Here is a 20,682-nt window from a genome sequence, read left to right as displayed (position 1 = left end):
GCGGGCTCCGCCGCAATCTCCAGACGAATTCCGATGAAGCCCGAAGCCCGCAAGCACCTCCGCGCCAACCTGCTGATGCTCGGCGCCGCCGCGATCTGGGGTTCCGCTTTCGTCGCGCAACGCCTGAGCCTCGACGTGATCGGGCCGTTCCTGTTCACGGGGCTGCGGTTCCTGCTCGGCGCGCTCGTGCTGGTGCCGCTGCTGACGGTCAATACCGCGTCGCGCGCGCAGCTCGCGGCGATCCGGCGCGAACCGGCTTTGCTGCTGCCGGGTGTCGCGCTCGGCGGGCTGCTCTCGGTGTCGATCTCGCTGCAGCAGTTCGGCCTGCAATACACGCGGATCGCCAACGCCGGCTTCATCAGCTCGCTGTACGTCGTGATCGTGCCGCTGATGGGCGTGTTCGTGCGTCACCGGATCGGCGCGGGCACGTGGTTCGGCGCGTTGCTGGCCGCGATCGGCCTGTATTTCCTCAGCATCGACGAGCACTTCTCGGTGCTCTACGGCGACTGGTTCCAGCTCGCGGGCGCCGTCATCATCGCCGCGCACGTGATGGCGGTCGGCCATCTCGCGAAACGTCACGATCCGCTCGTGCTCGCGTTCCTGCAGTTCGTCGTGTGCGGCGTCGCGTGTCTCGCGGTCGGGCTGGCCGTCGAACCGGTCAGCGTCGCGATGCTGCGCGGCGCGCTGCCGACGCTGCTGTACGGCGGGCTGCTGTCGGTCGGGGTCGGCTATACGCTGCAGGTCGTCGCGCAACGCGACGCGGCGCCCGCGCACGCGGCCGTGATCTTCAGCATGGAAGGCGTGTTTGCGGCGATCGCCGGGTGGGCCGCGCTCGGCGAAACGCTGACGCTGCGCGCGCTGGTCGGCTGCGCACTGATGCTCGCCGGCCTGCTCGCGTGCCAGTTGCTGCCGAACGGCGACGCACGGAAAAAGGACGAGGACGCGCTGCCGGCGTGACGCCCACCGTCCCTATAATGGCGATTCGCGTGACTTTCACGCCAACCGCTTCCGACAGGCCTGCTCCGTGACGTCCACTTCCGTCGATCCCGCCGCCGACCTGCTGCGCGAACGCGCAGCGCACTACGCCGCCCAGGCGGCGCTGTTCCTGCGCGACCAGGCGCTCTCCACCGCGTCGCACGACCTGCGCAGCCCGCTGAATGCGATGCACAGCTGGGCCTACGTGCTCGAGCGCCAGCTCGCCAATGCCGATCCGAACCTGCAGCGCGCGCTCGCGGGCATCCGCACGGGCATCGACCAGCAGGTCGCGCTGATCGACGGCGTGCTCGACGCGCCGCGCGCGGAAACGCGCACGCTCGCGCTCGCGCCGCGGCCGTTCGCGCTGCGTGCGCTGCTCGACGACACGATCGCGCTCGTGCGTGTCGCGCTCGCCGACGCACGCCAGGTCGCGCTCGACACGACGCTGCCGGACGGCGAGCCGTCGCTCACGGTCGACCGCGAACGCGTCGCGCAGGCGCTGTGGACCCTGCTGACGACGGCCGTCGAGGCCAGCGCCGCGGGCAGCCGCGTCGCGTTCGCGTGCACGCGCGACGGCGCGCAGTTCACCGCGCGCGCCACCTGCACGGTGAACGCCGACGTACTCGTCGACCCGGAACAACCGCACGCGTTCGAATCGTTCGCGCGGCGCGAAATGCTGCGCGAGCGCGACGCGAAACGCAGCGCGTGGACACTCGCGCTGTGCCAGCGCGTCGCCCTGGCGCACGGCGGCACGTTCACGCACGACGTGTTCGCCGACGGCGCGACCGCCACGATCACCTTCTCGATTCCCTGCGAGGCGCCGGTGTAAGCAAGCGGTCGCCCGATACATTACGAATTCCTTTCTGGCTCTATACTGATGGGCCTGTCATAACCGGAGCGATTCTTTGTTACAGATCTTCGCGCTCATCGGCGCGTTGTTCCTGGTGGCCCTGAACGGGTTCTTCGTTGCGGCCGAATTCGGCCTCGTCAAACTCCGCGCGACGCGCGTCAAGACCCTCGCCCGCAAGCACGGCCTGCGCGGGCGCATCCTCGCCGTCGTCCACGGCCGGCTCGATGCGTATCTCTCCGCATGCCAGCTCGGCATCACGCTCGCGTCGCTCGGCCTCGGCTGGGTCGGCGAACCGGCGTTCGCGCAACTGATCGGCCCGCTGCTCGACCTGATCGGCGTGCAGTCCGAACGCGTCGTGCATCTGATCTCGCTGGTGTTCGCGTTCTCGCTGATCTCGTTCCTGCATATCGTCGTCGGCGAACTGGCGCCGAAATCGATGGCGATCCGCCAGTCGGAGAAGGTCGGCCTGTGGGTCGCGCTGCCGCTCTACGCGTTCTACTGGGCGATGTATCCGGCGATCTGGGTGCTCAATACCAGCGCCAACGCGGTGCTGCGGCTCGCGGGGCTGTCGGCCGACCACGGCGGCGACGCGCACTATTCGACCGACGAGCTGAAGCTGATCCTGCGCAGCCGCCGCAGCGCGGCCGGCAATGCGGCCCAGCCGGCGCGCGGCACGTACAGCAACGACGAATGGAACACGCTCGCGCATTCGCTCGATTTTTCGTCGATGACCGTGTCGGACCTGATGCGGCCGGCCCATGAAATGATCGGCCTGCGGCGCGACCTGCCGCTGCCCGACAACATGGAGATCGTCGCGCGGCACCGTTTCAGCCGCTATCCGCTGTTCGAGGATGCGTCGCGCGAACAGGTGAGCGGGCTGATCCACCTGAAGGACCTGCTGCTCGCGCGTCACGCGGGCGCCGCGCTCGACGATCTGTCCGACTACGTGCGCCCGGTTCAGTACGTGAAGCCCGACACGCCGGCGCTGGAGCTGTTCCGCCGCTTCCGCAAGGGCGCCCCGCACTTCGCGCTGGTCGGCAACAAGGGCGAGAAGCCGATTGGCTTCCTGACGCTCGACAACCTGCTCGGCGCGCTGGTCGGCCAGATCCACGACGAGTTCCGCCAGGGCGATGCGGACTGGAGCCGCCTCGACGACGGCACGCTGATGGGCAAGGGCAGCCTGCCCGTCGTGTCGCTCGAGCAGGCGCTCGGCATCGACATCGACGAAGGCCGCGCGGAATCGGTCGGCGGCCTCGTGATCCAGGCGTTGAGCGACCTGCCGACCGAAGGGCAGCGCGTGTCGTTCGACCGCTTCGACGTCGTCGTGAAGAAGATGAACGGGCCGCGCATCGTGCTCGTGCGCGTCTATCCGAAGATCGCGAAAGAGGCCGACGAATGACGGCCGCACGTTGCGGCGCACGATGAACGCGCCGCTGCCGCGCTGCTGCGTGATCACGCCGGAACCGGCGTCCGCGTCGGCGGCCGATCGGGCCGCGTTCCTCGACCGGCTGTCGGCCGTGCTCGCGCGCGGCGAAACGCTCGTGCAACTGCGCGTGAAATCGCTCGACGCGGCCGCGTTCGCGGCGCTGGCCGCCGCGGCGCTCGCGCGCTGCGACGCCGCCGGTGCGCACCTGATGCTGAACGGCCCGATCGACGCAGCCGGCGTGATGCGGCTCGACGGCGCCGGCTGGCATCTGGACGGCGCCGCCTTGCGCGGCGTCACGCAGCGGCCGCTGCCGGCCGACCGGTGGGTGTCCGCCGCGTGCCACTCGCAAGACGACCTGCTGCTGGCCGCACAGGCCGGCGCGGATTTCGTCACGCTGTCGCCGGTGCTGCCGACGCTCAGCCACCCCGGCGCGCCGACGCTCGGCTGGACGCGATTCGACATGCTGGCCGCCCAGGCCGCGATGCCCGTGTTCGCGCTCGGCGGCATGACGCGCGCGCATCTCGACGACGCGCGCCGTCATGGCGCGTACGGCATCGCGGGGATTCGCGGGTTCTGGTAATTCGGGGCCTTCCGGGCGCGACTGCGCGCGGTCCCGCCGCGTCACAACTTCATCGGCTCATGCATTCAGGTTCGCACGCATCCCGCGCCACGAACCGTCGTCGATGCGACGCACGTCGTGCGTCAACGCGTAGCGATTGACGTCGCCCGTCAGCCACGCGACGAGCGAATACGGCGGCAACTCGCCTTCATCGACCCGGTCGCGCGCGCGCGCCGGCGTCTCGAACACCACCCGCCCGCCCGGTGCGTCGAACGGCACCGCGTCCGGCGACAGGTTCAACGCGATCGTCAAGGTTTCGTCGTCGGCGAGCCGCCACGATGCGCACAGCGCGTCGGCATCGCCGTCGCCGTCCGCCTTCAGCGCGCGTGCGTCCTGCGGCCGGCAATCGGACAGCCTTGGCGCGATCAGCTTCGCGCGCACCGCGAGCGCCGACTGCACGAAATGCGCACGATCGACGTCGCGCGCGGTTTCGTCGAAGACCAGCGGGATCTGCGGCGTGAGCAACGACAGCGCGAGCGCGGCCAGTCCGGCCGCCTGTCCGTGATCGCCGTGGCCGCTGTCGCGCCATGCGCCATCGGACAGCACGAGCGACGTCAGCGCCAGTCCGCCATCGGCGGCCATGCCGTCCGCCGACGCGGCCGGCTGGTACGCCGCGCCCGCCGCGGTCAGCGCGCGGGCGAGCGTGTGAATCGACTGGTGCGTGGAAATGCCCTCGTGGGCCGACGTGTCGCGCCCCGTGAGCCGGTGCAGCGCGCGTTCGCCGCAGCCGTTCCACTGCGCGTCGAAATGGGTATCGGCCAGATGCGCGGGGTGCCGCTCGCTGCCGAGCACGAGATGGATCAGCCGGTCGGCCGGCACGGCCGCGCGCACGCGGTCCGCGATCTCGCGCAGCCACGACACGCCGATCCGGTCGGCTTCGCGCAGGCGCAGCCCGTCGCAACGGTATTCGTCGATCCAGTACAGCGCGTTGTCGCAGAAGAAATCGCACACTTCCGGATGATCGAGCGCGAGCGGCGCGGCCTGCAGCGGATCGTCGCGCGTATGGAAGAACGGCCCTGCGTAGTGGCGCAGCGCATCGGTGCCGCTGCCGAAGCGCGCGTAGTCGAGCTCCAGCAGCACCGCGAGACCGTAGCCATGCGCGGCATCGATCAGCGCCTTCAGCGCGTCGGGGCCGCCTTCGGCCGCGAGCGGCGCGAACGGCAGGCTGTCGTGCGGCGACGCGAGCAGCTCCAGCGCGGTGACGCCGAGGCGCGCGAGCTGCGGCAGGCGACGGCGCACGGCGTCGAAGCCGCCCACCGCGTGCGGGCGAATCGCGTAGAGCGCGATGTCTTCCCACGCGCGCCCGTGCCAGAACGTATTGCGCCACGTGAACGCGCGCGGATCGACGACCTCGCTGGGGCCATCGAGCCCTTCGGGTTGCGAGCGCGACGCGGGATCGGGAATCGACACGGTATCGTCGAGCCGATAGCGGTAACGCGCACCCGCGCCGCAGTCGACGAAGACTTCGAACCAGTTCGGGCCGGCGCTCGTCATCGGCACGAGCGTCGGGCCGTAGCCGATATCGAGTTCGAGCTGGACGTGGGTGCTGCCCGGCGCCCACACGCGGAAATGCGTGCGCGGCGTCGGGCTGAGCGCGCCGCAGGGCTGCGCGCCAAACGGCAAGCAATGGATGTAGTGCTGCGCGTACGGATCGTGCGGACAATCGGACATCATGCGCTCCTCGTGCGTACCGAGCGGCATGGCCGCGCCACTGGCGCAGCGCATCGGGGCCCGGCATGCGACGGCCAGGCTGGGGAGAGAAACGAGTATGCGCCGGATTCGCCACCGCGATGCACCGTGGTCAGACATTTTTAAATGCGAATCGACCCCGGCCAACCACCCGTGGAAACGGGCGACCGTCACGCGCCGGCGAGTCGGGTAGTCGGCATACCGGAATGATCGCTCGCCTTGTTGCGCCGGCCGCGCGCCCCTACGCTCTGCGTGATGCTCGCGGACACGTCGTCCGCGCACCGACCCGAGGACTCCGCCATGTCGCTTCCCGCCAGCGCCGCGAAATTCGATCCGTCACGCGCCCACGAATACGCCGAGCAATCGCGCATCGCGCTGGCCGGCTACGATGCCTGCCACGAACTCGCCGCGTGCATGCTCGCGTCGGCGATCGGGGCGGCCGATGCCCGGATTCTCGTCGCGGGCGCGGGCGGTACGGGGCAGGAAATCTGCGTCACGGCCGCGCTCGAACCGGGCTGGCGGTTCACGGCCGTCGACCCGTCCGCGCCGATGCTCGCGCTCGCGCGCTCGAACGTCGAAGCAGCGGGTTTCGGCGCGCGTACCGCGTTCGTCGAGGACGGCGTCGACGCATTGCCCGACGCGCCCGCGTTCGACGGCGCGACACTGATCGGCGTGCTGCATCACGTGCCGGGCGACGACGCGAAAGTCGCGCTGCTGCACGCAATCGCGCGACGCCTGAAGCCCGGCGCGCCGCTCGTGCTCGCCGGCAACCATCGCCGCTACGCGGACCATCCGCGCCTGCTCGATGCGTGGCAGCAGCGCTGGCGCATGAAGGGCGCCACGCCCGACGCGGTGCGCGCGCAACTCGCGAAAATCCTGCAGGGCGCCGATCCGCCCGCGTCCGAGGAAGCCGTGTTCGCGCTGCTGCGCGACGCGGGCTTCGACGCGCCGCTGCGCTTTTTCGCGAGCCTGTTCTGGGGCGCGTGGATCGCGGTGCGACGCGCCTGACGGTTCGATGCGGCCCGCGATGGCCCGCCCCACGCGATTCGCGAACGCGCCGCAGGCACTCGGTATGATGTCGTTCCCGCCCCCTTCCGGCCTCGACATGCTCACCGTCCATCACCTGAACAACTCGCGTTCGCAGCGCGTGCTCTGGCTGCTCGAAGAACTGGATGTGCCATACGAGATCGTGCGCTACGCACGCGATCCGAAAACGATGCTCGCGCCGGCCGAATTGCGCGCGATCCATCCGCTCGGCAAGTCGCCCGTCGTGACCGACGACGGCCGCACGTTCGCCGAATCGGGCGCGATCATCGAATACCTGGTCGAACGCTACGGCAACGGGCGCCTCGCGCCGCCGCCCGGCTCGCCCGAGCGGCACGACTACACGTACTGGCTGCACTACGCGGAAGGGTCGGCGATGCCGCCGCTGCTGCTCAAGCTCGTCGCGCTGCGGATCGCGCATGCGCCGATGCCGTTCTTCGCGCGGCCGATCGCACGCAAGATCGCCGCGACGCTGCAATCGGGTTTCGTCGATCCGCAGATCGATCTGCATCTCGGCCATGTCGACGGCGCGCTCGCACGCAGCGGCTGGTTCGTCGGCGACGGCTTCAGCGCGGCCGACATCCAGATGAGCTTTCCGCTCGAAGCCGCGACCGCGCGCGGCGGCGGCAGCCGGTATCCGGCGATCGCGCGCTTTCTCGACACGATCCATGCGCGGCCGGCGTACCAGCGGGCGCTGGAGCGCGGCGGCCGGTACGACCTGCTCAAGTAACCGGCGTCAGCTCAGCAGCCCCGCCGCGACGTTGATCGACAAGCCGAGCACGGCCATGTTGAAGTAGAACGACAGGATCGACTGCGCGAGCACCGAGCGCCGCGCGGAGCGGTTCGCGAGCGACACGTCGGCCGTCTGCGACGCGACCGCGAGCGTGAACGCGAAATACAGGAAATCCCAGTAATCGGGCTCCGGGTGTTGGTCCGGAAAGCGGAGCGCGCGATCGCTGCTCGGCGAGCCGTAATAGAGCCGCGCGTAGTGCAGCGTGAAGATGGTCGGGATCAGGAACCACGCGCCGAACAGCGTCGCACCCGTGATCGCGTAGTGGCTGAGCCCCGCACTGAAGCCGACGCTCTTCGCGGTCGCGAGCTCGATCGCGATCGCCGCCACGCTCGCGACGGTCGCGAGGCACACGACCGTCAGCACGGTCGTCGCGTTTTCGTCCTCGCGGATCGCGACTTCGCGCACCTTGTGATGATGCGCGGTGACCATGCGCACCCACATCAGCACGAGATACAGCCAGACCGCGCAGTCCCAGCCAATCAGTGCGCGCGCGGTCGGGCGCAGCGGAAACGGCAGCAGGACCGCGCACAGCACGCCGGCGACGAACGCCGCGACCATGCGCGGCCGGTTGCGTAATACCTGCGGATAAAGCGTCATCGTGTGATTCCGAAAGCGGATGGAAAGGATTCGGCCGGTGCGCGGGAAAGCCGCCGCGCCGGCGGGTAACGCGCCCCGATTATCGCCATTCCGTCGTGACGTGGCGATGGGCGCGAGCGCCTAAGATAAGGGGATGACTGCCCCCGCCCTGCTCTGCCGCCATCCCGCGAACCCGGCCGGCCGCGACTTCGTCGTCGGCGACCTGCACGGCTGCGTGGACGTGCTGCGCGCGCTGCTGCACGACGTCCGCTTCGATCCGGCGCGCGACCGGCTGTTCTCGGTCGGCGATCTCGTCGACCGCGGCCCGGCCTCCGACACCGCGCTCGACCTGCTCGACCGGCCGTGGTGTCACGTCGTGCGCGGCAATCACGAGGAAGTGCTGAGCCTCGTCGCGCGCGGCAAGCTGCCGCCCGACGCGTGGCGCAGGATCGGCGGCGACTGGGGCGCCGACCTGCCGCCGGAACGGCTGCGCGCGCATGCGGCGCGCGTCGACGCGCTGCCGCTCGTGCGGGTGATCGGCGACGGCCCGACGCGCTTCAACGTGCTGCACGCGGAATTCTTCGGCTCGGACGCGGAGCTCGATACCGGCAGCTATCCGCACGACGTGCGCGAGCGGCTGATCTGGGGCCGCGATCTGGTCCAGGGGCTCGCCGATCCGGCGCGGCAGGCCGGGCTGTCGCTGACGTGCACCGGGCACACACCGGTGCGTGAGCCGCAACGGATCGGCGCGCAATGGTTCATCGACACGGGTGCGTTCGCGCCGGCCGGGCGGCTCACGCTCGCCGAGCCGCGCACCGGCCGCACATGGTCGATGACGCAGACCGAAGCGCGCGAACGCCACGCGGGCGACTGGCCGCTCCCCTGACGCGCCGGCCGGCGCCTGCGTCCCCACGCGAACCCTAGCCGACCTGATTCAGTTCGAACACCGCATCGACGGCCGAGCCGTTCCAGTTGTATTCGAGATAGGCCGCATGCTGGCAGTCGCGCAGCAGCGTCGTGCGGAACGCGGCGAGACACTCGCCGCGCGGATCGCGCACCGACGGATAGACGATTCCCGCGCCACCCGCGTTGCGCACCGCGCGACCGAAGGCCTGCCCCGCGCGGTAGTCGACCGGGTCCAGCAGCGCGGGATCGCGCTGCGGCCACGTGCGCACGTCGGCGACGTCGCCGTGCGCGAACACGGTATAGAGCCGCATCTGCTGGCGCATCGGCGGCTCCTTCGTCGCGGCGAGGAACAACCCGCTATGATAGCGCGTTTCGGCAATCGCCGTGTCGCGCGAGCGGGTGCAGTAGAACACGCCGTAGCTGCCGTCCGAAAACCGGCTGCCCAGCGGATTCAGGTGCGTGAACGCGGCCATGATCGGCCCCCAGCCCTGCCCGTAGCGGCGCTCGGCGGGCGGCACGAGCTCGAGCGTGCCGACTTCGTTGCGGATGCGGTCGTTGGTCAGCGATTCGAGTGCATAGAGCGCGTCGAAATCCTCCGCGGACGCGACGCGGTCGAACAGGTTGATGGCAGGAAAACGGGTGGGAATCACGCGATAGGCCGGTGCCCAGTCGACGGTGGTCGTGGGCCACCGGGTGACGTCGGTCGGTGTCGTCACGCCCAGCCACCCCGCATCGCATCGAGATATTGGCGAACGGCCACCAGATCGCCGACGTTGCCGGCCAGCATCCGGTCGAGTGCGCGCTTGCCGCCGAACGGCGCCGCATCGTTGGGCCGCTTGACCCACGCATCGGCCGCGGCGGGCTGCGGCAACAGGATCTGCAACCCCTTGTAGATGCCGAGCAGCAGCGACAGGCGCTCGAGCGTATCGCGCGGCAGGCGCGCCGATTCCGGCGCGGCCTTCCACTTGAAGAACGTCGAGCGGCCGGGCGACCCGAGCAGCACGATCTGCTCGTCGATCGTCAGTTCCCAGTCGCGCGCGATGTTGAAAAACGCGCGCAGGCCGGCCGCCGACATCTGCGCGACCGAAGCGTGCGGCAAGGCGGAATGCGAATCGTAGGCGGGCTGTGACATGACGGTTAGTCTCGAAACGAATCTACTAACAAGATTAGTCCATTCTCGTATTTTTGCAAGGGTCGCACCCAGCGATCGCGCACGTCCATCCGACAAATCGATATTTTTTGTCCATTCTGGACTCTGATTTTATTTTCTGCGTTAATGGCCGTGCGGACCCCGCGTCACGGCGCGGATCGTGTCCGTGGAGACCGTGTCGCACAGAAACCGGATGCACCACGCCAAGGAACGCACCATGAAGAGACTGATTGCCGCTGTTTCGATCGCCCTGCTCGCGGTATCCGCAGGCCCCGCCGTCGCGAAGGACTGGACCACGATCCGCTTCGGCACCGATGCCAGCTACGCGCCGTTCGAGTCGAAAGCGCCCGACGGCAAGCTCGTCGGCTTCGACATCGACCTCGGCAACGAGATCTGCGCGCGCCTGAAGGCGAAATGCGTGTGGCTCGAGAACGATTTCGACGGGATGATTCCGGCGCTGAAGGCGAAGAAGTTCGACGCGGTGCTGTCGTCGATGTCGATCACGCCGCAACGCGCGCAGCAGATCGGCTTCACGACGAAGATCTACAACCAGCCGACGCGGCTCGTCGTGAAGAAGGGCTCGCCGCTGCTGCCGACCGCCGAATCGCTGAAGGGCAAATCGATCGGCGTCGAACAGGGCACGACGCAGGAGACGTATGCGAAGGCGTACTGGGGCAAGCAAGGCGCGAACGTCGTGTCGTACCAGAACCAGGACGGCGTGTATGCCGACCTGATCGCCGGCCGTCTCGACGCGGCGCTGCAGGATGAAGTGCAGGCCGCGATCGGGTTCCTGAAATCGCCGCGCGGCGCGAACTACACGTTCGTCGGGCCCGAGCTCGTCGACGAAAAGGTGCTCGGCATCGGCGCGGGCATCGGCTTGCGCCAGGAAGATACCGACCTGAAGGCGAAGATCGATCGCGCGATCCTCGACATGGTCAAGGACGGCACCTACAAGCGGCTCGCGTCGAAGTACTTCGACTTCGACATCTACGGCAGTTGAAAACGGCGTCGCGCGCGTACGGATACTGCTTCCGTCGCGCGCGTCCGACCGCCCCTCCCCTTGCAACCGGATGGCAACGGCATCGAGCGGTTCGCCGTTGCATCGAATGCAGGTCGTCTTGCGTCGTATGCGGCACGCGGCAGGACCCCTGCATTATTGTTTGGACTGCAGATCGACTCCCTGAGACAACGACACGCCATGCGAATGGATGTCGTGCCGTTCGGGTCAATAGGCGAAGATCGGGCGTCGCGGTACCGGCGCCCGTGTGCACATGCCCATGCGGACCGGGTTCGCGTGCAGGAAAGTGCCGACCCGGCGCGGATGACCGGCAACCAGCCGGATCCGCCTCGCACCGGGCGCGGAGAGATGGCCTGTCGAGGCATGCCGGTCGGCCGCAAGCGCGACGCTCGAGCGGCGATGTCCCGAATCACTGCGATCGCGGCCAGCGGACCGCGGCGTGTGATGATCGATCATTTTTCTACCCCGTTTGCTGTCTGATGTTTGTTCCGGCAACCGGACGATGCCGATGCCCCGGCGATCAGGCGACGACGTCCCGTGCTCGCCGCGACGCGGCTGCTGCCCCGCGCGCGGCCGCCGCATCCCCGCGGACTGCGTCCTGGCCGGTACCGAAGGCTTGCGCCGCCTGACCGGACGGACCTCGCGTCGTCGACTCTCGCATGTCCCTCTTCGCAAGGACCGGGCCAGCGCTGCGCGAGCCCGGCCGGACAAGGCGATGGTCAGGCCGGCTGACGGCCGGCACGGGTGTGGCATACGGGAAGTTACGAAACTGAAACATCGGGGCTGCGGCGCGCGCCGGCCCGGCAACGGCGGGGCCTTGCGGAATAAGGCTGAACAATGGAGCGCGGAATTTTTACCGGCGACGGACCGGCCGACCGGACCGGTTCGGCGCGGCAATTCCTCCGGCGGCCGACGCGAAATGTTTCATGCGCTTTACATGCCGGCGCCGGCGCCGGCGCCGGCGACGCGTACCGTCCATCGCGCTGGACGCGGCGGCCGATCGCATGGCTATACTGCGACTCCGCTTCACGCAACTTCACGCCGACCACCGCCCACGATGCTCCGTACCTTCGCCGCCGAACGTGCCAGACTGATCCGCTTCGGCGTGTCGGGCCTGGGCTCGACCGCGCTGCATGCGCTGATCGCCGCCGCGATGTTCGCGCTGTGCGACGCGACGCCCGTCGTCGCGAACGCGAGCGCGTTCGTCTGCTCGACGGCGTTCTCGTATCTCGCCAATACGCTGTGGAGTTTTTCGTCGCCGGTGACGTGGGGCAACTTCATGCGCTTTCTCGCGGTCGCGATGGCCGGCCTCGCCGTGACGATGCTGCTGGCGCACGGCACCGACGCACTCGGGCTCGCCCGCGCGTGGAGCATCGTCGCGGTCGTGCTGTGCGTGCCGCCCGTCACGTTCGTGCTGCACCGGCTGTGGACCTATCGCTGAGCCGGCCCGCACGGATCGCGCCCGCCGCTCAGCCGACCCGCTGATGCCCCGCGTCGCCCGACGGCGCGCCGTCGTGCCCGCCGCTGTCGCCATTCCCGCCGTTGCCGCCGTTGTTGTCGTGATCGTTCAGCCCGTGCTCGATCATCATCCGGTAGAGCGTCACGCGTGAAATGCCGAGTTCGGCGGCGGCCTTGTTGATCCGGTGGTCGTTGCGCAGCAGCGCATTCTCGATCGCGGTGCGTTCGGCCAGCGCCCGCGCCTGTTCGAGCGTCACCGGTTCGGTTTCGCCGGGCGTGTCGAGCCCGAGATCGTGCGGCGTCAGCAGCCGGCTCTCGGCCATCACGATCGCGCGCCGCACGCGGTTGATCAGTTCGCGTACATTGCCGGGCCACTCGTAGCGCCGCATCGCGTCGAGCGCGGCCGACGTGAAGCCGCTGATCTTGCGGCCGCTGTCGGCCTTGAATTTCTGCAGCACGTAGTGCGCGAGGATGTCGATGTCCTTGCCGCGCGCGCGCAGCGGCGGCTCGTGAATGCGCAGCACGCACAGCCGGTGATAGAGATCCGCGCGGAAGCGCCCGGCCTCGACCGCGCCGTCGAGATCGACGTGCGTGGCCGAGATGATCCGCACGTCCACCGCGATCGATTCCTGCCCGCCGAGCCGCTCGATCTTGCCCTCTTGCAGGAAGCGCAGCAGGCTTGCCTGGCTTTCGACCGGCATGTCGCCGATCTCGTCGAGAAACAGCGTGCCGCCGTTCGCCGATTCGATCCGGCCCGCGCGCCGCTGGTTCGCGCCGGTGAACGCGCCGCGTTCATAGCCGAACAGTTCCGACTGCAGCAGGTGATGCGGAATCGCGCCGCAGTTGATCGCGACGAACGGCCCCTTGCCGCGGCCGGAGCGCTCGTGAATCGCGAGCGCCGTCAGCTCCTTGCCGGTGCCCGACTCGCCCGAGATGAACACGCTCGCGTCAGTCTTCGCGACCTTGCGGATCGTGCTGAACAGCTGCTGCATCGCCTCGCAGTTGCCGATCATCCCGTGTTCGCCGATCGACGCCGCGTAGGCGGCGCCGTCGACGCGATCGAGCGCGGCCATCCCGCGCGCATGGCCGAGCACGTGCGAAATCCATTCGTACGGCAGCGGCAGCGTCACGTAATCGAAACAATAGCTGCGGATCAGTTCGCGCACGGCGGGGCCGATCGTGATGCCGGCCTGCGCGATGGAAATCCAGCCGATCGCCGGCTGGCTCAGACACATCTTCAGCGCGGGATAGTCGCGCGACGTGAAGCCGGTGAAATCGACGAGCCCCGCGGCCACGCTCACGCCGGAGGTCATGTTCTGCGCGGCGCCGGCCGTCTTCGCGACCGCGATCTCCCAGCCGAGCCCGCGCAGTTGTGCCAGCAACGGCTCGTCGGGCGTGCGCATGATCACGAACAGCTTGCGTCCGGCCTCGGGGGCGGTGACGGACACGTCCGTCATCTCGGGCGCCGCCTGCCCGTTTGCGTCGGGTGACCTTGCAACCATCGTTGTTCCCCGCTTGGCGTTGGTATCGCGCGCCGGCTCGCCGCCGCGTACGACGGACACGATCGAACCGACATATTGGCCGTATTTCCGTCCGAATAAAATCCCCCTGCGCATGAATCGCGCCGGAGGTCGACGTTGTCATGAACGGTATATCGATGCGGCCGGCCCGCGGCTAGATGGGTGTTATCCCGGTGGCGGGCGCCGCGCGCGACCGGAAAGGCCCGGCCCCGAACGCGCAAAGCCGCGCCGGTGCTGGCGCACGGCGATCGTGGAGGACGCGGCGCACGCCCGATTCGTGCGCCGGCCCATGCCGCGCAACCGGTCCGCCGGGCAGGCGGACGCCCGGGCAACCGGTTCCGGTTGATTTTCGTCAATCGTCGGAAGAAGCCGGCTGATGCACGAACGCAACATGCGCGGCGCCCCGCCGTGCGGCGGGGTGAGGGGTCAGCGGCCCGACGCGAGCGGCGCGGGCGTGTTCGCGCGGCCGCGGCCGGCCGGCGCGCCGCCGTGTTCGCCATAGGTGGCGGCCAGTGCATCGACCCGCGCGAGATGGTGGCGATTGTCGTGATCCCACGGGTGGAAGCCCGGCCGGAAAAAGCTCAGCCATTCGCCGGCGATGCGCGGGAACAGCCCGCGACGCGGCCCGTACAGGAACGCGATCATCCGCAGCATGCCGCGCACGTGATGGCCGGCGCCGCGATCGCGCCACAGCAGCGTCGCATGCATCAGGAACACGGTCGGCCAGAACGTCAGCGTCGTCAGCAGATACACGCCGATGCGGATCAGGTAGCGACGCAGCCCCGGCTTCATCGCGGCATTCCACACGTCGAACGACACGGCCTTGTGCTCGGTTTCCTCCAGCGCGTGCCAGATCCACATCTGCCGGTAGCCTTCGACCGAACCGTCGAGGCGCGTCGGGTCGCGCAGCAGCCAGTCGGCGAGCATCGCCGTGTAATGCTCGGCCGCCACCGTATGCGCGAGCTGCACCGAATGCGGCAGCTTGCGCTTCATGTAGCCGAGCACCGTCCACACGCGCTGGTCCAGCTTGCGCGCGGGTAGCCGGTTCGCCTGCATCAGCTCGTTGTATTCGATGTGCTCGCGCGTATGCATCGCTTCCTGGCCGATGAAGCCGAGCACCTGCTGCTTCAGCACGGGATCGTCGATCCGGTCGCGATAGTTGCGCACCGAATCCATGAAGAAGCGCTCGCCGGCCGGAAACAGCAGCGACAGCGCGTTGAAGAAATGGGTCACGTGCGACCCGAGGCCATGCCAGTCCTTCGCGCGTTCGACCGGCAGGTCGAAGCGCAGGTCGCGGCGCACCGGCATGATCCCGGCTGCGGTGGCGGAAGCGGCTGACTTCATGTTCATCGTTCTCCTGTTGCGGAGCCGTCCGGCGCATCGTCCGACGCGGCCGGCGCAAGCCCGGGCGGCGCATCGCGCGCCGCCAAAATCCTGACATCGACAGATGTAACGATAGGCCGCGCGCGCCGGCGCATGCAAGCCGCGCGGTAGATGCGCGCTTCCAAACAGGTCACGGTCGGAAAGACGGAAAAAACGGCGCTCGAACGACATTCGGCCGGGCCGCGATTCGAACGCGGGCGTGCGCGTCGGGGCGAGGCGCCGGATGCGGCGCGGCGCCCCGCCAGCGGCCCGCCAGCCCCGTGCGGCGGGCCTTTCGCGGGATCGGGCAACGCTCGTGCAGCAGGCTGTCACGTGAGCCGTTCGCATCGATTCATACGCGCCGCGCACCGTCGCGGTGCACCCTCGCCCGCGCGGCTCGCGAAAAATTCAAACACGCGTTCCAATTGCGTTCCGGGCGCTCACGCCGGCACGCCCCGCCACGCTGCGCCGCTCAGCGTGAAACGGCGCGAAATCCACGCGCGCCGGCCCGCTGCGCGCTCGCCTACAATAGCGGTTTCACGCAACCTCTTTCAGGAGAAATCATGTCCGTCATCACGACCGAATCGGGCCTCAAGTACGAAGACCTGACCGAAGGCACCGGCGCGGAAGCGCAAGCCGGCAAGACCGTCAGCGTCCACTACACGGGCTGGCTGACCGACGGTCAAAAATTCGATTCGAGCAAGGATCGCAACGACCCGTTCGCGTTCGTGCTCGGCGGCGGCATGGTCATCAAGGGCTGGGACGAAGGCGTGCAGGGCATGAAGGTCGGCGGCGTGCGTCGCCTGACGATCCCGCCGCAACTCGGCTACGGCCCGCGCGGCGCAGGCGGCGTGATTCCGCCGAATGCGACGCTCGTGTTCGAAGTCGAACTGCTCGACGTCTGACCCTGCACCCGGCCGTTTCCTTCCCGATGGAACGCATCGCCTCCCCCGCCATCGCGCTGCGCCGCTACGCCACGTGCGAAGCGTCGGACGTGCACGACTTCCACCAGGTCGTGCTCGGCGTCGATGGCGCGATGGTGATGGCGGTGGACGGAATCGGCCAGCGCATCGACCGGCACGCGGCCTGGCTGATTCCGGCCGGCGCGCGTCACGACTACGCGGGCCTCGGCGACAATCGCCAGCTCGTGATCGACCTGCCCGCCGCGTCGCTCGCGGTACCGCAGCGGCTGTTCGACCATGCGCGGGCCGTGTCGATCGACCCGGCGCTCACGTCGCTCGTCGCGCAGGTCGCGGCGGCCGCCGCGCAACACGATGCGCCGGACGGCGACGCACGGCAGGCCGCCGCGCACCGCTTTCAGTGGCAGGCCGCGGCGCGCCTGTGCGACGCGCTGCTCGACGATGCGGGCATCGCCGCGCCCGCGTCGGGCCTCGATTTCGCGCGCATCGACCGCTGGCTGCGCGCGCGGCTCGCCGAACCGCTGCGCATCGCCGATCTCGCCGCGCACTGCGGCTACGGGATGCGGCGCTTTCATCAACTGTTCGTCGATGCATTCGGCGAAACGCCCCATCGCTACCTGCAGCGGCTGCGGCTCGACGCCGCGATCGTGCTGCTCGCCGACGGCCGGCATGCGCTGGTCGACATCGCGGGCAGCGTCGGCTTCGCGGACCAGAGCACGTTCACGCATGCGTTCACGAAGCGCTTCGGCGTGGCGCCGGGACGCTGGCGCGGCGAACGGCATTGAACGCATCGGCCTCGCTGAATACGCATCGACGCACGTAGCCAGCGGCACGCATTCGCGTCGGCATCCGTATCGACGCTTCGCGTCCCGCTGAAACATCGCCTGTCCGTCGCCGCCTACGATGGACGCATGGATACGACCACACCGTCCCCCGCTTTCCCGCCCGCGCTCGCGCGCGTCGTCGCCACCGTCAGCATCGGTTTCGTCGTCACGCAGCTCGACGTGACGATCGTCAATATCGCGCTCGCGCATCTCGCCGCCGACCTGCACCTGCCGGTCGCCGGCCTGCAATGGGTCGTCGATGCGTACACGCTCGCGTTCGCGGTGCTGATGCTGTCGGCCGGTGCGCTCGGCGACCGCTTCGGCGCGCGCCGCCTGTACGTCGCCGGCCTCCTGCTGTTCGCGCTCGCGTCGCTTGCATGCGGCGCCGCCGTCGCGCCCGCGATGCTGATCGCGGCCCGCGCGCTGCAAGGCGTCGGCGCCGCGGCCATGCTGCCGAATTCGCTCGCGCTGCTCAACGACGCGTGCCGGCACGACCCGCGCCTGCGCGCCCGCGCGGTCGGTGGGTGGACGGCGGCCGGGTCCATCGCGATCGCGGCCGGCCCGGTCGTCGGCGGCCTGCTGATTGCCGCATGGGGCTGGCGCGGCATCTTCCTCGTGAACCTGCCGCTGTGCGCGGCGGGGCTCGCCGCTACGTTCGCGTGGGTGCCCACGCGCCGCGAGCAGGTTGCCCCGGCACGCTCGGCCCGTTCGCTCGATCCGCGCGGCCAGTTCGTCGCGATCGCGATGCTGACCGCGCTGACCGGCGCCGTGATCGAATGGCGGCCGCTCGGCTTCACGCACCCGGTCGTGACCGGCGGCTTCACGCTGGCGGCGCTGGCCGCGCTCGCGTTCGTCGCGATCGAATCGCGCACGGCCACGCCGATGCTGCCGCTGACGCTGTTCCGCCGCCCCTCGTTCAGCGCGGCCGTGCTGTTCGGGATCTGCGTGAACCTCACGTACTACGGCACCGTGTTCGTGCTCGCGCTGTACCTGCAACGCGCACGCGGCGAATCGGCGTTGGAGGCCGGGCTCGCGTTCCTGCCGCTCACCGGCGGGTTCCTGCTGTCGAATCTCGCGAGCGGACGCGTCGTCGCCCGCCACGGCCCGCGCATGCCGATGGTGGCCGGCGCGCTCGTCGCCGCGCTCGGCTACGGGTCGCTGCATGTCGTCGATGCCGCGACGCCGCTGGGCGCGCTGCTCGTGCCGTTCCTGCTGATTCCGTCGGGCATGGGCTTCGCGGTGCCCGCGATGACGACGGCCGTGCTCGCATCGGTCGCGCCCGACCGGGCCGGCATCGCGTCGGCGGTGCTCAATACCGCACGGCAGGCCGGCGGTGCAATCGGCGTCGCGGCATTCGGTGCGCTCGCCGGCGGCGGCGGTGCAGCGCAGGTCGTCAGCGGGTTGCGGATCGAAACCGCCGTGTCGGTCGCGCTGCTGCTCGCGGCCGCACTGCTCGCGACCCGTGTGCGGACCGATGCGGATCGCGGTGCCTCTCCCGCGCCTCGGGCGACGCCACCGGTCGATCGCACGCGTGCGGTCACGCGTCACCGAGGTGAGGCTGGATCAGGTAACGCCGACGAAAGAAGGTCTGCGTGAATCGACTCGCGTAGCCGGCAGTGCCGCGCTCGTGCTGTCGCGCCGAATGCCATCCGACGGCACGACCCTCGCGCATGACGCTCACCGACGCGCCGCGCCCGCTTCGTCATCGATCTTCTTCACGACCGTATCGGCCGCCTTCAAAGGCCGGCCGTCGTCGTGCCGCAACGCGAGCTTGCGGATCGCACGCCCGGTGCCGCGATCGATCAGCACCGAATGCCGCTCGCCGCGCGCGAACAGGTTGGCCTCGCCCCACTGCCGCAGCATCACGATGACCGGAAACAGCCCCTCGCCCTTTTTGGTCAGCACGTACTCCTGATACGCGGTGCCGTCGGACGCCGGCACGACGGCGAACACGCCTGCGTCCACCAGCATCTTCAGCCGGTCGGACAGGATGTTGCTCGCGACGCCGAGGCTCGCGCGGAAATCGCCGAAGCGGCGCACGCCGTCGAACGCATCGCGCACGATCAGCAACGCCCAGCGATCGCCGACGATATCGGTCGCGCGCGCCACCGGGCACGGCGAATCCGCAAGACTTTTCTGCCTGGCCATGTTGCTCTCCGCAATCACGCCGGCCGCCTTCGCAGGCATGCCGGCCATCCGGGCACGGGCCGCTGGCCCGTCACCCAACAGGTTGCATTTTAAAACTACTTTCCCTACACTCCAACCCAGTTTCAAATTGCAACTACATTGCGTGAGGCAACCCATGGAATCGTCCTGCCATTCCGGCACCGTTGCATCGAACGCGCCAACCGGCGCGATCCATCCGGCTGAGGGCGCCCGCCTGTCGTCGGCACGTGTCGTGCTGCTGGCCGTCTGCTGCGCGGCGAGCGTCGCGAACGTCTACTACGCGCAGCCGCTGCTCGATTCGATCGCGCGGGATTTCGGCGTATCGCTGGCCGCCGTCGGCGGCGTCGTCACCGCGACGCAGCTGGGCTGCGCGCTCGCGCTGCTGTTCGTCGTGCCGCTTGGCGACCTGCTGAACCGCAAGCGCCTGATCACCGTGCAGCTTCTGCTGCTGACCGCGGCCTGCATCGGCGTGGCCGCCGCGTCGACACGCGTCGCGCTGCTGGCGGGAATGGTCGCGGTCGGATTGCTCGGCACCGCGATGACGCAAGGACTGATCGCGTGCTCGGCCGCCCTCGCCGGCGCGGGCGAACGCGGGCGCGTGGTGGGCGCCGCGCAGGGCGGCGTCGTGGTCGGGCTGCTGGCCGCGCGCTCGCTGGCGGGTGTCGTCACCGACATCGCGGGGTGGCGGGCCGTCTATCTCGTATCGGGCGCCCTCGCGATCGCGATGCTGGTCGTGCTGTCGCGGCTGTTGCCCGCTATGCGCGAACCGCGCGAACGCATCGGTTACGCGGCGCTGCTGCGGTCGATGGTGGCGCTGCTGCGCGACGAACGTGTGTTGCGCGTGCGCGGCGCGATCGCGCTGCTGATGTTCGCGGCGTTCAGCATCTTCTGGAGCGCGCTCGTGCTGCCGCTGAGCGCGCCGCCGCACGCGATGTCGCACACGCAAATTGGTGCATTCGGCCTCGTCGGCGCACTCGGGGCGGCGGCCGCCGCCCGCGCGGGCCGGCTCGCGGATCGCGGGCGCGGCGAAGCGACGACCGGCGCCGCACTCGCGCTGCTCGCATGCGCGTGGCTGCCGCTCGCGTTCGGCAATACGTCGATCGCGCTGCTGATCGTCGGCATCGTGCTGCTCGACGTCGGCGGACAGGCCGTGCACGTCGTCAACCAGAGCATGATTCTCGGCGCGCGGCCCGACGCGCATGCGCGCCTCGTCGGCTGCTACATGCTGTTCTATTCGGCCGGCAGCGGGCTCGGCGCGATTGCGGCGACGATGATGTACGCGCGCGCCGGCTGGACCGGCGTCTGCGTGCTCGGTGCGGCGGTGAGCGTGGCCGCGCTCGGCGTGTGGGCCGCGACGCTCAGGCGCGCGTGAGGCGCGCCGGCCGT

The 20,682-nt window shown here is 69.5% G+C and carries 20 protein-coding genes; 13 read left to right on the top strand and 7 right to left on the bottom strand.

The window, feature by feature from the left end; translation table 11 throughout:
• Positions 1–33 precede the first annotated feature (33 nt).
• From H0X95_RS22235 to H0X95_RS22220, 4 genes are all read left to right on the top strand, one after another.
• The gene (locus tag H0X95_RS22235; RefSeq protein ID WP_059722571.1) at positions 34–957 is read left to right on the top strand and encodes a DMT family transporter; all 924 of its coding nucleotides are present in this window, start codon (positions 34–36) and stop codon (positions 955–957) included.
• A 67-nt stretch (positions 958–1,024) separates the two neighbouring features.
• On the top strand, positions 1,025–1,804 hold the full coding sequence (locus H0X95_RS22230) for a sensor histidine kinase (protein ID WP_059722569.1): 780 nt from the start codon (positions 1,025–1,027) through the stop codon (positions 1,802–1,804).
• A gap of 76 nt (positions 1,805–1,880) precedes the next feature.
• Positions 1,881–3,224 carry a hemolysin family protein gene (locus H0X95_RS22225; RefSeq protein ID WP_006486244.1) on the top strand — a complete coding sequence of 448 codons (1,344 nt, stop codon included), beginning with the start codon at positions 1,881–1,883 and terminating at the stop codon, positions 3,222–3,224.
• Positions 3,225–3,246: 22 nt separating this feature from the next.
• The gene (locus H0X95_RS22220; protein WP_059722731.1) at positions 3,247–3,831 is read left to right on the top strand and encodes a thiamine phosphate synthase; all 585 of its coding nucleotides are present in this window, start codon (positions 3,247–3,249) and stop codon (positions 3,829–3,831) included.
• Between the two features lie 57 nt (positions 3,832–3,888).
• Here the strand turns inward: H0X95_RS22220 and H0X95_RS22215 are convergent, their stop codons facing one another.
• Positions 3,889–5,541 (bottom strand): DUF3459 domain-containing protein, encoded by a 1,653-nt coding sequence (locus H0X95_RS22215; RefSeq protein WP_059722730.1) that lies wholly within the window; start codon positions 5,539–5,541, stop codon positions 3,889–3,891.
• Positions 5,542–5,859: 318 nt separating this feature from the next.
• Between H0X95_RS22215 and H0X95_RS22210 the strand changes: the two genes are divergently transcribed.
• Together H0X95_RS22210 and H0X95_RS22205 are read left to right on the top strand one after the other, a co-directional pair.
• A complete protein-coding gene (locus H0X95_RS22210) occupies positions 5,860–6,567 on the top strand; it encodes a class I SAM-dependent methyltransferase (protein ID WP_006497276.1) in 708 nt (235 codons plus the stop codon).
• Positions 6,568–6,664: 97 nt separating this feature from the next.
• Positions 6,665–7,333 (top strand): glutathione S-transferase, encoded by a 669-nt coding sequence (locus H0X95_RS22205; protein WP_012493186.1) that lies wholly within the window; start codon positions 6,665–6,667, stop codon positions 7,331–7,333.
• Positions 7,334–7,339: 6 nt separating this feature from the next.
• Here the strand turns inward: H0X95_RS22205 and H0X95_RS22200 are convergent, their stop codons facing one another.
• Complete coding sequence (locus H0X95_RS22200; RefSeq protein ID WP_006486145.1) at positions 7,340–7,993, bottom strand: DUF1345 domain-containing protein; 654 nt, start codon at positions 7,991–7,993, stop codon at positions 7,340–7,342.
• A 133-nt stretch (positions 7,994–8,126) separates the two neighbouring features.
• Here H0X95_RS22200 and H0X95_RS22195 point away from each other — a divergent pair, with 133 nt between their 5' ends.
• Positions 8,127–8,858 (top strand): metallophosphoesterase, encoded by a 732-nt coding sequence (locus tag H0X95_RS22195; RefSeq protein WP_006493108.1) that lies wholly within the window; start codon positions 8,127–8,129, stop codon positions 8,856–8,858.
• 34 nt (positions 8,859–8,892) lie between these two features.
• Here the strand turns inward: H0X95_RS22195 and H0X95_RS22190 are convergent, their stop codons facing one another.
• A complete protein-coding gene (locus H0X95_RS22190) occupies positions 8,893–9,594 on the bottom strand; it encodes an RES family NAD+ phosphorylase (protein ID WP_006490695.1) in 702 nt (233 codons plus the stop codon).
• Positions 9,591–10,010, bottom strand: coding sequence for an MbcA/ParS/Xre antitoxin family protein (locus H0X95_RS22185; protein WP_006490694.1), 420 nt, complete (start codon positions 10,008–10,010; stop codon positions 9,591–9,593). The genes H0X95_RS22190 and H0X95_RS22185 overlap by 4 nt, the downstream gene beginning before the upstream one ends.
• A gap of 235 nt (positions 10,011–10,245) precedes the next feature.
• On the opposite strand from H0X95_RS22185, the gene H0X95_RS22180 reads away from it, so the two are divergent.
• Both H0X95_RS22180 and H0X95_RS22175 read left to right on the top strand, forming a co-directional pair.
• Complete coding sequence (locus tag H0X95_RS22180) at positions 10,246–11,028, top strand: ABC transporter substrate-binding protein (RefSeq protein ID WP_006490696.1); 783 nt, start codon at positions 10,246–10,248, stop codon at positions 11,026–11,028.
• Positions 11,029–12,103: 1,075 nt separating this feature from the next.
• A complete protein-coding gene (locus H0X95_RS22175) occupies positions 12,104–12,487 on the top strand; it encodes a GtrA family protein (protein ID WP_012493184.1) in 384 nt (127 codons plus the stop codon).
• A 28-nt stretch (positions 12,488–12,515) separates the two neighbouring features.
• Here H0X95_RS22175 and H0X95_RS22170 read toward each other — a convergent pair whose 3' ends face one another.
• Both H0X95_RS22170 and H0X95_RS22165 read right to left on the bottom strand, forming a co-directional pair.
• Positions 12,516–14,006: a sigma-54 dependent transcriptional regulator gene (locus H0X95_RS22170; protein ID WP_059722728.1), complete on the bottom strand. Its 1,491-nt coding sequence runs from the start codon at positions 14,004–14,006 to the stop codon at positions 12,516–12,518.
• Between the two features lie 444 nt (positions 14,007–14,450).
• Positions 14,451–15,368: a metal-dependent hydrolase gene (locus H0X95_RS22165; protein WP_012493182.1), complete on the bottom strand. Its 918-nt coding sequence runs from the start codon at positions 15,366–15,368 to the stop codon at positions 14,451–14,453.
• Positions 15,369–15,949: 581 nt separating this feature from the next.
• On the opposite strand from H0X95_RS22165, the gene H0X95_RS22160 reads away from it, so the two are divergent.
• The 3 genes from H0X95_RS22160 (at position 15,950) to H0X95_RS22150 (ending at position 18,726) form a co-directional block, all read left to right on the top strand.
• Complete coding sequence (locus H0X95_RS22160) at positions 15,950–16,291, top strand: FKBP-type peptidyl-prolyl cis-trans isomerase (protein WP_006479474.1); 342 nt, start codon at positions 15,950–15,952, stop codon at positions 16,289–16,291.
• Between the two features lie 26 nt (positions 16,292–16,317).
• Positions 16,318–17,091: a helix-turn-helix transcriptional regulator gene (locus tag H0X95_RS22155; RefSeq protein ID WP_006482167.1), complete on the top strand. Its 774-nt coding sequence runs from the start codon at positions 16,318–16,320 to the stop codon at positions 17,089–17,091.
• Positions 17,092–17,217: 126 nt separating this feature from the next.
• The gene (locus tag H0X95_RS22150) at positions 17,218–18,726 is read left to right on the top strand and encodes an MFS transporter (protein WP_059722568.1); all 1,509 of its coding nucleotides are present in this window, start codon (positions 17,218–17,220) and stop codon (positions 18,724–18,726) included.
• 81 nt (positions 18,727–18,807) lie between these two features.
• Here the strand turns inward: H0X95_RS22150 and H0X95_RS22145 are convergent, their stop codons facing one another.
• Positions 18,808–19,278 carry a winged helix-turn-helix transcriptional regulator gene (locus H0X95_RS22145; RefSeq protein WP_171984176.1) on the bottom strand — a complete coding sequence of 157 codons (471 nt, stop codon included), beginning with the start codon at positions 19,276–19,278 and terminating at the stop codon, positions 18,808–18,810.
• Positions 19,279–19,432: 154 nt separating this feature from the next.
• Between H0X95_RS22145 and H0X95_RS22140 the strand changes: the two genes are divergently transcribed.
• Positions 19,433–20,668, top strand: coding sequence for an MFS transporter (locus H0X95_RS22140; RefSeq protein ID WP_058902864.1), 1,236 nt, complete (start codon positions 19,433–19,435; stop codon positions 20,666–20,668).
• The last annotated feature ends 14 nt before the right edge of the window (positions 20,669–20,682 follow it).

The organism is Burkholderia sp. 9779_493 (genome assembly GCF_015712215.1).
GTDB classification, from domain to species: domain Bacteria; phylum Pseudomonadota; class Gammaproteobacteria; order Burkholderiales; family Burkholderiaceae; genus Burkholderia; species Burkholderia cenocepacia.
Note: the sequence above shows the minus strand (reverse complement) of the source record. Positions and strands in the feature narration are given on the sequence as shown.